General features: G+C 52.4%; 12 protein-coding genes. 2 read left to right on the top strand and 10 right to left on the bottom strand.

What is annotated here, in order from left to right; genetic code table 11:
- Positions 1 to 33: 33 nt before the first annotated feature.
- Genes P1S59_05090 through rlmD form a run of 3 tightly spaced genes read right to left on the bottom strand, consistent with a single transcriptional unit; the run spans position 34 to position 2,263 of the window.
- The gene (locus P1S59_05090) at positions 34 to 465 is read right to left on the bottom strand and encodes a hypothetical protein (protein ID MDF1525630.1); all 432 of its coding nucleotides are present in this window, start codon (positions 463 to 465) and stop codon (positions 34 to 36) included.
- Between the two features lie 60 nt (positions 466 to 525).
- The gene (locus tag P1S59_05085; protein MDF1525629.1) at positions 526 to 948 is read right to left on the bottom strand and encodes a hypothetical protein; all 423 of its coding nucleotides are present in this window, start codon (positions 946 to 948) and stop codon (positions 526 to 528) included.
- Between the two features lie 7 nt (positions 949 to 955).
- A complete protein-coding gene (gene rlmD, locus P1S59_05080) occupies positions 956 to 2,263 on the bottom strand; it encodes a 23S rRNA (uracil(1939)-C(5))-methyltransferase RlmD (protein MDF1525628.1) in 1,308 nt (435 codons plus the stop codon).
- Between the two features lie 294 nt (positions 2,264 to 2,557).
- Here rlmD and P1S59_05075 point away from each other — a divergent pair, with 294 nt between their 5' ends.
- A complete protein-coding gene (locus P1S59_05075; protein ID MDF1525627.1) occupies positions 2,558 to 3,493 on the top strand; it encodes a diguanylate cyclase in 936 nt (311 codons plus the stop codon).
- 350 nt (positions 3,494 to 3,843) lie between these two features.
- On the top strand, positions 3,844 to 4,128 hold the full coding sequence (locus P1S59_05070; GenBank protein ID MDF1525626.1) for a DUF3467 domain-containing protein: 285 nt from the start codon (positions 3,844 to 3,846) through the stop codon (positions 4,126 to 4,128).
- 137 nt (positions 4,129 to 4,265) lie between these two features.
- Here the strand turns inward: P1S59_05070 and P1S59_05065 are convergent, their stop codons facing one another.
- The 7 genes from P1S59_05065 to P1S59_05035 form a co-directional block, all read right to left on the bottom strand.
- Positions 4,266 to 4,784, bottom strand: coding sequence for a permease (locus P1S59_05065; GenBank protein MDF1525625.1), 519 nt, complete (start codon positions 4,782 to 4,784; stop codon positions 4,266 to 4,268).
- 477 nt (positions 4,785 to 5,261) lie between these two features.
- Positions 5,262 to 8,060: a sigma 54-interacting transcriptional regulator gene (locus tag P1S59_05060; GenBank protein ID MDF1525624.1), complete on the bottom strand. Its 2,799-nt coding sequence runs from the start codon at positions 8,058 to 8,060 to the stop codon at positions 5,262 to 5,264.
- Positions 8,047 to 9,381, bottom strand: a complete 1,335-nt coding sequence (locus P1S59_05055; GenBank protein MDF1525623.1) for a peptidoglycan DD-metalloendopeptidase family protein — start codon at positions 9,379 to 9,381, stop codon at positions 8,047 to 8,049. The genes P1S59_05060 and P1S59_05055 overlap by 14 nt, the downstream gene beginning before the upstream one ends.
- 13 nt (positions 9,382 to 9,394) lie before the next feature.
- Positions 9,395 to 9,676 (bottom strand): hypothetical protein, encoded by a 282-nt coding sequence (locus P1S59_05050; protein MDF1525622.1) that lies wholly within the window; start codon positions 9,674 to 9,676, stop codon positions 9,395 to 9,397.
- Positions 9,666 to 10,628: a hypothetical protein gene (locus P1S59_05045; GenBank protein MDF1525621.1), complete on the bottom strand. Its 963-nt coding sequence runs from the start codon at positions 10,626 to 10,628 to the stop codon at positions 9,666 to 9,668. The genes P1S59_05050 and P1S59_05045 overlap by 11 nt, the downstream gene beginning before the upstream one ends.
- A 50-nt stretch (positions 10,629 to 10,678) precedes the next feature.
- Positions 10,679 to 12,079: an HD domain-containing protein gene (locus tag P1S59_05040; protein MDF1525620.1), complete on the bottom strand. Its 1,401-nt coding sequence runs from the start codon at positions 12,077 to 12,079 to the stop codon at positions 10,679 to 10,681.
- 18 nt (positions 12,080 to 12,097) lie between these two features.
- On the bottom strand, positions 12,098 to 12,664 hold the full coding sequence (locus P1S59_05035) for an FHA domain-containing protein (protein MDF1525619.1): 567 nt from the start codon (positions 12,662 to 12,664) through the stop codon (positions 12,098 to 12,100).
- Between the last annotated feature and the right edge of the window lie 33 nt (positions 12,665 to 12,697).

Raw genomic sequence — 12,697 nt, 5'->3', positions numbered from 1 at the left:
TTTTGATCTTGATCTTCTTCTGCGTGCTGCGTTCTAGTTCTTAGTTACTCCATTTACCGTGGCCGTAATAGTCTCCCTGTCCCCCGACAAGGCTCTGACCTCGAAGGTGAACGTGGATCCGTCCGACCGGTAAATAATGCCGTAGGCAGGGTCCCACATTAGTTCAGTCATGTCTGCTGGGAGGTTCGCGTTGGCCAGGATAGCCCTTAGCGTACTGTAATCGTAAAGATCCATATCACCCGGATACTCATTGGAGGGTGAAAGAGCTGGGTATCTCATCAGGGCCGCCCTCACGTTATTCACATTGGAAACCGCCACCTGGTTCGCGGCAGCACTCTTTTGCCCGACCATCATCTCGATAGGCTTTATCACGTCTTCCTCAATCGTTTTTTCACAGCCGGAAAAAACCAGAAAAAAGGCTAAAGGTAAAAGGGTAAGGGTAAGGTACTGTTTATATCGACACATGGGCTCTCCTTAATAGACGAGTGAAACGTGAATAGTGAATCCCGCCAATGGCGGGACTGTTCACGCTTCACTGTTCACTTTTTTCAGAAGAAAAATCCCCTTCTCATCGGTGTAGGAATCCACCTTCCCTTCATCGTCCCACTGCACCTTGAACTTTTCCCTGATCTCCGATAAAGCCTGCTGCAACTTTTCCTCAAGAGCTCTGATCCCATCCTCATCAAGACCCGTACGCTTGGCCCACTCCTGAAAAGGATAGGTTCGCTCGAACAACTGGACTGAGATCGCCTCCAATCCTGTCTTTTCAAGAAACTTCAGCCACTGCCGGAGAATATGGGAGCGCACGTGGCTTGGATCGCGCAACCGCTCTATCTCATTGATGAATCGGTCTTTATCCGCCGCTTCAGGTACAATACTATCTATGATGAGGTATCGATCGGCACTGCGAGAAAAGGTAAATCTGGGATCGGTGCGGTCGTCTGGCATCGCCAACCTACCCTCTCATCACAACCATCGCCTCCGAATGGAAAGTCTGGGGAAACATATCGAAGAGTTCTATATCGCTGATAACGTATCCTGCCTCGGTCAAACGGGCAAGGTCTCTGGCCAGGGTGGAAGGTTCGCAGGAAACATAAATCAGGCAAGGGAAACGTTTAGCGCCCAGTAAATTGGCCACCTCCAGGGGAAGTCCTGTTCTGGGAGGATCAACGATTACGGCATCGGATTGGGCGAAATCCTTTTCCAAAAAGCGCGTCGTGTCCATCTCGATGAAGCGGTTGTCTGGTGCGGATGCTGACCGGGCGTCGAGTAAGGCGCCATGAGAGGCTTCCACACCAACGGTCTTCATTCCAGCAGCCCCAGCAGGCAGACTGAAGTTACCGTTCCCGCAATAGAGGTCCAACAGAGAACTTGAGTCTCTGGATTGGAGATGTGTGAGGACACTTTTCACCAGGACCTTGTTAACCTCCGGATTGACCTGAAAAAAGGTGCCCGGAGAAGCCCATATCCGGATTTTTTCAACTTCAAGAGGCAGGCTCCCTCCTTTTGCCGCAATCGCTGTTCCACGGGAGTCATGGGCAGCCTGGCCTGCCAGGTTAACTTCCCCACGAATTGCCATAGTTTCCATGTCATCCATGATCATTCGGGCCGTATCACTATTTCCATTTAATTTGTCAATAATCCAGTTAAGGGAAATACTTCCGTCTACGGGACTCAGGGCAACTTCACATGATTGGAGGGTCGGGTGAGTCCCATTGTCCCTGAGCCAGTGCCTTAGATCCGTTACAGTTGAGTTTAAAGCTTCGGGTACCAGCATACATCGATTCCAGGGAACGATGCTGTTGGAACCCCGCCTGAAGAACCCGACAGCAAGTCCTTTGATCTGCAAACGGGCGCGGAAGCGATATTCAAACTCGTCAGGGGATGGATGAACCCGAATGGAGGGCAGATCTTTAAGGTGAGCGATTCCTCTCATGGCCTGTTTAAAGATGTCCTCTTTCCAGCGGACCTGGGATCCATAATCCATGTGCATCCACTGACACCCGCCACACCGCCCGAACCACGGACATGGAGGTTCCCTGCGCTGGGCGGAACTTTCAACAAGTTTATCCAACTCGGCGAAATGAACGCCTCGACGCTTCTTTATCTCCCGCAAAGAGACAATATCCCCCGGAGCTGTGAGGGGAACGAACAGGACACCTTGATCCATATAGCCTAGACCGCTGCCCCCTGGAACAAGCTTTTCGATCCGTACGGGAGGGGGTGTCGTGTGTTTATGGTCTTCCTTCGTTATTTTGGCCATTGATCGGTCACCTGGGGTTTGCACGTGTCAACTCAGCCATGGTAATTGCACCTGAAGGAGGAATATGGAAGCCCTTCGACGCACTTTCGTTAGCTCAGGATCCCGAGCCCGGTTGAAAGAGCGGTAGGAGGAAATTACTGTCTTTCCACATCCTTCGTCCTTCGGCCAGATCAAAAATACCGGGTACTGAAGTCCATTATACCCCCTTCCCTAAAAGATATGCTTGCTAATTGGAACCGGTTGGATTACATTTTCGTAACAATGGCGACCAAAACACCTAAGGACCCCTAACTTATGTCAGAACATTTAAACGACTCCGAAGGGCTAAGGGCTCTGTGTATCCTTGAGTGGTGTAAGCGCACAGACTCCATCCTGAAACACCTCAAGGAGAACCGGGTTCAATACAAATTAATCCACACCATACCTTTCGAAGGTGTGGAGCTGAGGGACCAGGAGTGGGACCTCATCCTCATCGACGCGGACATGGACGGGGTCGATATCATCCAGTTCCTGGAGCAGTGCCGATCCACCCAGAACTCCGTTCCTGTCGTCGCCTTTCATAATGGAGCGCGCGGCAGCCGTGATACTGCTCTGGTCAGGATGGGCGCTTTTGATGCCCTTCCCAAGGATATTGACCGGTGGAATGCCGAAGTATACCTTGACCGTGCCATCGCCCAGGCCTTTCAGGCCAGGGAACTGGTTTCCCTTTCCCGAACCGATTACGTTACCGGACTTTATAATCAGCGGTTTCTTTACGAAAGCCTCAAAAGTGAGATCCGCAGGGTTTCCAGAAATTTCAAAGACCTCACCGTTGCCCTTCTGGATCTGGACAATTTTAAGAGTTTTAACGACACCTATGGGCATCTCAAGGGGGACAAAGCCCTGGCCGGCATTGCCGAAATTATCCGCAATTCCATCCGCGAAGGAGTGGACAGTGCCTACAGGTACGGGGGTGACGAGTTCATGATCATACTGCCGGAGACCAACCTGGATCAGGCAGTCCAGACGGTGGACAGACTCCTTGGCAACTTGGCGGAAGCGACCCCCTGGCTTCTGACCTTTAGCGTCGGCCTGTCACTTCTGTCTGACTGCGAAAACATAGAATGTCTCATCCGCTGTGCGGATAAATCCATGTACCGCGCCAAATCCAGCGGTGGCAATAGGGTGATAAGGGTTGCATGTGGAGGAGCGGCTCAGGTGCAGTCGGAACCCCGGGAGGAAGAACAGTGAAGGAGGGAGGAGGAATTTTCTGTCTTTCCACATCCTCCATCTATTTCCTTCGTCCTTCGGCCTTCGGCCAGATTCAAAGATACTGGGTACTGGATACTGGATACTTAACCCATTATACCCGTTCCCCCAATGCAGTACTTCCCAATTGTACAAAAATGGATTACGCGGTTGAAAGTGAACTACCACGGGCTCACGCCCGTGGCATCATAAAGGCCAAGCTGCGCTTGCCCTCCGTCTTCCGCACTCTGACTTTGGTTCGTTGACCTCGCCAGGTGCAGGAATACTCCGGGTACTTTCATCTACGGGCTCACGCCCGCAGAATTACGAATGAGCATTAAAGGAGGCACCCCATGTCTGAAGAGAAGAAAGCCGTTATTCACATTGACCCATCCGAGGAAACCGGGCGCTACGCCAACGCGGCCACCATTATGCACTCCCCCACCGAGTTCATCGTCGACTTCATGATGCTCCTGCCAGGAGACAGAAGAAAGGTGGTTTCACGGATCCTCACATCCCCCAACCACGCCAAGCAGTTTGCGGTGGCGCTCATGGAGAACATTGACAAGTATGAAGCTACCTTCGGAGAGATAACCGTTCCAGGAAAGGAACCTGAGTTCACGGGGACAATGAACTAAAGCGAATCTCAAATCTCAAATTTCAGATCTCAAAACTTAAATCGCAACCCAGGCACAACCAAGGGAGAATAATCCGTTAAAGTGCTCAGCCTTTTCTGAGATCTGAGATATGAGATCTGAGATCCATAGCGAACCATTCAGACCTTGAAGAACGTGTTCGCTATGAACCCGGCGAGTGGCGCCATAAACCATGTACATGCTATGCGGATAACGGTGAAACGCCATCCCAGAATACCCACTTCTATGGGAAGACGAGCTACCGAGAGCAGGGACCAGGCGGTGATGTAGGCCACCATGGTCCCGTAACCTGCGCCGGCCTTGAAAAAACCGGCCACCATGGGCATGGAGACGAAGGGACCACCCGGGGTAAGAGCCCCCGCGCCGGTACCGATGAGGATCCCTTTCCACCCCGATTCGGCTCCCACCCACTGACCGATGACCTCCTTGGGTATGAGCACCTGCACCATTCCTGCTACGATGAACGCCAGCATCAACAGGGGCAGGATCTGGATGAGGATCGTGAAACCGGCCCTGAGGCCGGTAATGTGCTGCCCCTCCCCCCGGAAGTACCCGATGGACAGGAGCACCAACGCCAGTACGGCGAAGATAAGGGTCGCGTAGAGCATACCTTTGTCCCTCTTTTTGGTTGATGTCAAATTCCATCCGCCTTCGCTAACGCCTAAGGAACAGCTACGGCGCGACAAGGATTCCAGATTCCGGAATGAAAAGTTGATGACTTCGCAAAAAGTCATCAACGCGCCCCGAGGGGGGAGCCCAGATCAATGACTGTCGATATAAGTCATTGATCTGTGAGGAAAGAGAAAACCACGCTTTTCCCTTTCCGAGGAGCAAAAAGCCGATAATGGACTTTTTGCGACCCTGTCAAAGTTCGATTGCCACAGAAACGGTAAAAGCTAACTTACCACAGGGGACACAGGGTGACACGGGGTTAAACCGGGGGAACCCTGGGAAAACCACAGTTTCTATCAAGGCGAGGTTTTTCACCACTGAGTTCACTGAGAACACTGAGAAAGGCTAGAATCCGGGGGAGGGCGCGGTTGCTATAAAGGCGATGTTTAATGAAACACAAAGTACAGTAATTTCCGAGGGGCGATAACGCAGCAGATTGCCCGTTATCGCACGCCGCCCCCCTCTTCTTTTTTACCCAGGCCGACAGTTTTATACATGAAATTTCTGAATCGAGTCAGGGCAGCTTCCTCCCCCACCCCACCCTCCGGCAGCGCACGCAGCAGTCTGGCAGCGCCCCTAACACCATTACCATCATCATGGGCCATCCTGTAAATTTCAAGCACTGTCTGGCGGGTCAGATCCCGTTCCATGAAGGGACCGTGCACCAGGTCCCAGAAGTCTCCCTCTCCCTGGCGGATACGACCATAAATTCCCGCAAACCCCTCTGTATCTTCTTTTTCTTCCTCCCGTCCAAGAGCCAGAAAACGACCTATCTCCTCCCGGCCTATTATACTTCCGGAGCTTTCGAAAAGGGCTCCCTGGAGAACAGTTATCAACTGCCTTATATTGCCGGGATATCCCAGTTCCTTGAGGTATGCCTCTGCCTCCCCCGTGAGAACGGGAACCTTTCCTGCCAGACCGTAGGTAACGTGAAGCCGACCGAGGAAGTGTTTGGCAAGATCCGGGATATCCTCTCTTCTTTCACGAAGTGGTGGTACCCGGAGCGTCATTTCGCTGAGACGGTGATAAAGGTCCTCCCTGAACGCTCCGCGGGAGATCTCCTTTGCCAGATCCTTGTTGGTTGCTGCTACAAAAATGACCCGGCTCCGGCGCATACGGCTCTCCCCCAACCTGGAAAAATCGCCCGAATCCAGAAAGCGAAGAAGCTGGACCTGGGTCTTAAGGTCAGCATCCCCTATCTCATCCAGAAATACGACACCACCATCCGCCTCTTCGAGTATGCCCACCCTGTCAGCATGGGCCCCCGTGTAGGACCCTCTCCGGTGGCCGAACAACTCGGTGTAGGTAAGTTCTCCGGTAAAGGCCGCAATGTTTGTCTTTCGGAGAGAAAGCTCACCTGAAACTCTTCCGTCCTCCCGGTACTTCTGGTTGATAAGGCTGTACAGGTTGTTAAAGACAAACTCTTTTCCCACTCCAGTTTCCCCGGTGATGAGAAGGGTGGGCAGACCCAGGTCCAACTCTTTTTCACCACCTCGTTTCCAGTTTACCAGCCGGTTGGTCAGGGGCACGGTCAAACGACTGATCCGCTCCACAAGCCTGAGGGATGAAGGACTTTTTCCAATAATGTTGCCCAGGAGGTAGGAACTGATACCCGGATCTTTATAGGAAACTTCCTTGTGCAGCCTTTCCACTTTGTCCCTTAATTCAGCTATTTTAAGGTAATCGCCTATACGGCTTGATATGAGGCGGGAAATGAGCTGAAGAATGCCCTGGTGCTCCGTTCCAAAGTAGTTTTTCTTGTGGCTATCGAGGTTGATGACACCGATAACGTTATCCCCTGTCATGATGGGAACGGCCAGCTCCGACCGGATATCCGGGGCCAGGTCCCTGTAAAACCCTCCCCGGGCGATCTCCGCCTCCGTGTCTGCACACATGTAGGGCTTACCAGTGAACGCTACGTAACCGGTGAGTGACCGATGTTCCGGCGGCAGCTCTTCACCGCCAACCCTGAGAAGGGGGATCCTGCCTTTCCTCCAGACATGGGATCTGGCGCCCACAATCTGGCCATCCTCGTCCTCGACGACCAGCCACCGTTGGTGATCCCGTTCCCTTACAAGGGCAAGGGATCCGGAATCGGCTCCCGCAAGTTCAACCGCTCGGGACACAACCTTTCCAAGGAACACGGGAAGTTCGGTATCTTCCGCAAGAAGCTGCTCTATCTCAGAAAGAACCCTTATTTCGAAATGCTCCACAACCACATCGCTTATACCTTCACTCAAGGTACGAGCGTGACCAGTCAGGAGCTTGATTTCAGATTCCGAATACCGGTGGGGACGCTTGGTAAAATAGTTCACTACGCAGATTACTTCCCCATTCTCATCTTCCACGGGGATCATGAGGAGGGTTTTAAGGGCCAGTTTATTGAATACTTCCCATCGTTCGAACTCCTCAGTGAGGATGTCCTTTAAAAACAGAACTGATGCAGTCCCCTCTCGCCTTATTATCCGGTCCCCATCCTGCATGACAAGCCTCGACAGCAGACTCTTGCCCTCCTCGATGCTGATCCTTTCAAGGGTCTCGTAGATCTGCAGATCTGAGGAACTTTTAGATGCTGCCGCCAGCACCTCCATATAACCCCCGTGCTCACTCCTGAGCACTTCCGGGATTGGTGATACAGCCGAGACCAGAACTGAAGAGATATCCAAAGAGAGATCCATTTCGAACCCCCCCTGCAGCAGGACCCTGGCCGCGTCTCTTTTTCTCAGGCGGTCCAGGTGTCTGTTGAGCATCATCTTCTGGTTAAAACGGTGGGCCCTGGCCAGGGTGGGCATGATGATGCCTAAAAACAGGCGAATCTCTTCCCGTTGACGATTGGTGAGAACCTCCCCGAAATCGCGGGATGAATCCACGCTCAGGACACCTACGGAACGACCGGCGTCAAGAAGAGGGAAGATAGCCGAACTGACCAGTTTTTTCCTGGCATACCATTCCCTATGAAGGTCATCGGTGCCGGCCCCAAGGACGATACCATCCAGTATTTTGGACTCGAGATAGGACTTGACCAGGGTGTTATCCCGCCTCTGGATCGGGATCCGGGCTCCTTTCCTCTCCAACTCTCCTTCAGGAGTGTAAAGACAGTTAAGGGCCCCGCCCCGCATGTCCTCGATGTAGAGCCTGACCTCTGGCCGATCGGTAACCTCGGCTATCTCTTTGGCGAGATAGTGGAGGATATCAAGCAGATTCTCCTTGTCGAAAGCCAGGATCTGTTTAACGTTGGGCATGGGTTGGAACCTCATTCGTTGCAACCTGTTCCCCAGGGTCACCACCCAGCAGAGGTGCGATCTCCTTGATCTTTTCATCGAATGCAGTACGGTCCCGGTCAGGAATACTGGTTGCTCTGGGTACATTGATACGCCGCGGGTCAACGTAATTGCCGTTCCTGTACATAGCGAAATGGAGATGGGGTCCGGTGGCTCTCCCCGACCTCCCCACATACCCGATGACCTGTCCCTGGCGGATCCGGCTGCCCTTGTCGATCCCCTTGGCAAAGCTGTTCATGTGGGCGTAGGCTGAGGAATAGGTGCCATTGTGTCTGATCTTTATGATCCTCCCGTTGACGGCATCATGTTTTTTAAACAGAACCTTCCCGTCACCGATGGACACGATAGGAGTACCCGTGGGAGCTGCGTAATCGATCCCGAAGTGAGCCATCACTTTTCCCGTCACCGGGTGAAGCCTTTTTTTGGAAAACCCCGAGCTGATACGTCGGAACCTGAGTGGGGACTTGAGAAACTGTTTTCTGAGACTCCCGCCGGTTTCATCGAAATAATCCTCTCTCCCGCCTTCCGGTGTGAAGAGAAAAGCGGTATGCGTGCTTCCGTTGTTTACAAAGCGGGCAACCAGAATTTTCCCGTATCGGACAAACTTCCCGTCACGGTAATACTTATCAACCAGGACCGTAAAGGAATCTCCGGTCCTCAGATCCCTGAAAAAATCCACCTGCCAGGCGAAAAGATCAGCCAGATCCATGGCAAGGGACGGTTTTTCATTTATCGCTTCCACCGCTTCAAAAAGAGAGTCCCTGATATCACCCGAAATGGGGGCGGTGAAAACCTCATAGGGGATTGGTTCCACACTTAGTACTGGGGGATCAACATCAAAAGCAATCCGCAGGATCCTCTCGTCGTCCGGTTCATACTGGTATTCTGTGACCTGGCCATCCTGGACATACAACCGGTAGCTCCTCCCCACAACCAACCGGGAGGGGTTGATACCATCGACTTTCTCATCGGAAATGGCGATTATTCGGTTATCCGACAACCCTTTTGCCTTGAGAATGTCGTAAAGGGTATCTCCACGTCGAACTGAAATTTCCTCCACAGTGACCGGCGGAGGTAAAAGAACTGCTTCCTGTATCAGGATGCCGGACTCTACCGGAACCTCCAGTACCGCAGGCTCTCCAGGCCCTTCCTTTGGAGGGTTATACGGCCTGCTGACGCACAGAACAACAAACCCCATGAGGATCAGCAGAAGGTACCGGACCTTGAGCCGACCCCTTCCCAGTAGATAGATGTTGCGCTTTGGCGACGGGTTGTTGATCATTCGGAATGTTCCCTCACTCCCACACCTTCTGGTCAATCAGTTCCAGGATAAGTTCCTCTCTGCTATCTGACCCTTCCACCGATTGGATATAATTGTAAAACACCTCTTCCAGATCCCTCAGAGCCATCTCGTGAACCTTGACGATGGGATAGAAACCCTCTACTGGATCCGGAAGAACAACGGAGATCATGTTCCGTACCGCCAGACCACGAACCGCCCCGAGGGCATAGTCTCTCCCGTAGGAATAAAGGACATCGCGAGCCGAGCAGATAAACTTTTCAAGCTCATTTACCAACGTTTTCGGCCCCTCCTTTTTTAATACGATCCAGGTTATCCAGGCGGGTCTCAACTTCCTTGAGATAGCCTTGGAGCTTGAGGTTCCCCGGATCGACAATGAGAGCTTTGGCCCAGAGTTCTTTAGCCCTGGAAAGCTCCCCCGCGGAATAAAACTTCATCCCCAGGAGTCTTGCAAATATCACAATATCAGCCGTAAACTGTTCTCCTAACACCGACAGTCCAAGGACATCGAGAGTGTGCCCGGCCGCAGCATCCAGATCCCCTTCTTTTTCCTTATCCAGGGCATCGTCGAATTTCTGTTTAATTACCTCGTTACGACCACTGATAACCTCAGAGAGCAGATCCTCTCCTCTGGTGCCCAGTCGCCCTGGCAAATCACCTTTTGTCAGAAGCTCCTGGGCTTCATCGAACCGGCCCTCTTCAAGATAGGTCCTCGCTTCATCCAGAACATTATTAACGTTCAAGTCTGCCTGGGCCTTTTTAATCATCTCCGGTAATGCGGCCGCTTCTGACTTTAGCTTCTGATCCCCGGGAGAAAGGGTCAGGGCTTCCTGGATTCTTGACAGGGCCCCTTCCGGATCCCCTCTTGATTTCAAATAGCTTGCCTCATTCCACAGGCTGTCGAGCTCCGCCTGTATGGACCTGTCAACGTTCTTTATCAGGGTCTGAACCCAGTAGTACCTCGGATAGATCGAAAGTGCCCTCTTAAGATCAGCGCGAGCGGATAAAAGGTCCCCTTCTTTTCTCATCTTCAGGGCTTTGTGAACGTAAAAATCGGCTTTCTGGAGTTTTGATCGGGATCGGGATACCGCCTCCACGACATCAGGAGAGCAGCTCTTCCCTGATTCTTCCAACGCCAGGGCAGCATCCACAGCCGGTTTATGGTCACCGGAGCGGGCAAGACCAACGATCCGGGAACATTCCGACCTTCGCCCTGCTCCCTTTTCCACCAGAGCGCAACCTGCTGAGCTGATCCACAGCATCGCGAGAAGGGCAACTGTCAAGCGTTTGATGATTGGGCCTCCTCTGGAACATCCCCATAGACCGCATCAACATACCCCTCATCGGCCAGTGCAAAGAAGATATCTACGATCCGGGGATCGAACTGTCTGCCACGGCCCAGGTTTATTCTCTGAAAGGCCTCTTTTCTTGTCAGAGCGTCCCTGTAGGGCCGGTCCGTTGTCATGGCATCAAATGCATCTGCAAGCAGGATTATCCGTGATGGGAGAGGTATTTTTTCACGCTTAAGCCGGTCCGGGTACCCTGTCCCGTCGTAATGTTCATGGTGATGCTTAACATAAGAACCGACTCTCTTGAGGGAGGACAGGGGGCTGAGGATCCTTGCTCCGATCTCGGGGTGATTTCTCATGTCCCTCGTTTCGTCCTGGTTAAGCGCCCCAAGCTTTCCAACCACACCTTCTTCAACACCGATTTTTCCAATGTCGTGCAGGATAGCTGCAAGCTCCAGTTCCATGCAGCGCGCGGTTTCCAAACCAGCCCGTTTCGCTATGGCCATAGAGATCCTGGCAACTCGATCGCAATGACCACGTGTGTATGCGTCCTTAGCCTCAACCGCTTCAGCCAGAGCGCTGATAGTTTCTTTAAAGTTTTTCTCTACCAGCTTTCTGGCCATATGAAGCTGGCTAACCATTTCGTTAAATCCCCTTGATAATCGGCCAACCTCATCCATGCTCCGATCGTCCACCCTCACCTGGAGGTTGCCCGATCCCAGGGCCTGCACTGCCTTTTCAAGTAGCTCCACTCTGTTGATATGCACCCCCGTCAGGAAAAAAATGCCGAGCAGGCCTAACCCCGTCCCTACGCTCAAGGGAAAGATCAGGCCGATTGCTGTGGCCTCAACCGCTTTTCTGATATGATTCTCACTCAGGCCAACCACTGCGGTACCAACCTGGACACCCTCCACCACTACAGGTACCGATGCCTGGATAACCCCTTTTTCAGACATGGGAACACCCTGAGGCAGCAGCTTCCCCGTTTTAACGGGATCTGAGTGATAGAGAACACGGGACTGATGATCCATGAGGAAGGCGTATAAAACATCACTGTCCTGGCTAATGGATTCTGTAACGGGACCAAGTCTGAGATCGTCCTGCGCCAGAAGAGGATCCCGCGCATTTACGGCAAGGTTTAGAGCAAGTGAGTAAGCTCTTTTCTCCCCTTCCTTTTGGAGGAATATCCGTTCGTACCGCATAAAGGCAAAGAACAGGAGACCGACGACCATGAATAAAAGGACGGAGAAGGAGATAGAAACCTTCCAGCGAAGAGAAAAAGTGAAAGGTCCAGAGCTGCGACCAAAAGAGGCAACCTCATGGGAGAATCCCGGAGGAAGGATTCCACTTCTGTCCAGGAGGTTTCTGTCAGTCTTTGCGTCTGTCTTCATGAGGTAGGCCCCGTCACCTCAATCCACCTGTTTTTTCACCAGTTCAACTATTGTGTTACCTATGCTGAACTGTTCAGAGACTCCCAGGCTGGCAGTCATTACTTTCTTGCCATGGACGTATGTACCGTTGGTGCTCTCGAGATCCAGAATGACAATACGGTCGCCAAACACCTTGATGAGGCAGTGACTCCTGGAAACCTCCGGATCATCCACGTTTATACTGGCCCCGCGTCGGCCAACGGTCACCTCTGCCCCGGGCAGGGCATACTCCTCCCCGGTCTGAATATCCCTCAGGGAAAGGACCAGCCCTTCCTCCATGAACGGTTCACGTTCGGAAATTTTCTCAAGGAATGCGGAGATCTCTGTCCGGCTCTGGTCCACTTCGGAAAAATCGTATGCCATTGTCTGTCCGAAATCCACATCTGTTGCTCCGGGAAGAAAGCTGCTGGACCTGCCTTCACTGCCCCTCCCGGGGATAAGAATGAGCTGGCCGCAGTTTTGGCAGTTGGCCCGCGCACCCTTGACCGGGATCTTTTCATCCGCAATCTGATAATTCGTCTGGCAGTTGGAGCAAGCTAATTTCATAAGTTACCTCCGTAATTGGTGACTGGTTATTTG

It is taken from the genome of bacterium, assembly GCA_029210965.1.
In the GTDB taxonomy this organism is placed as follows: Bacteria; BMS3Abin14; BMS3Abin14; order BMS3Abin14; family BMS3Abin14; genus JALHUC01.
This window is presented reverse-complemented; position numbering and strand designations above follow the sequence as displayed.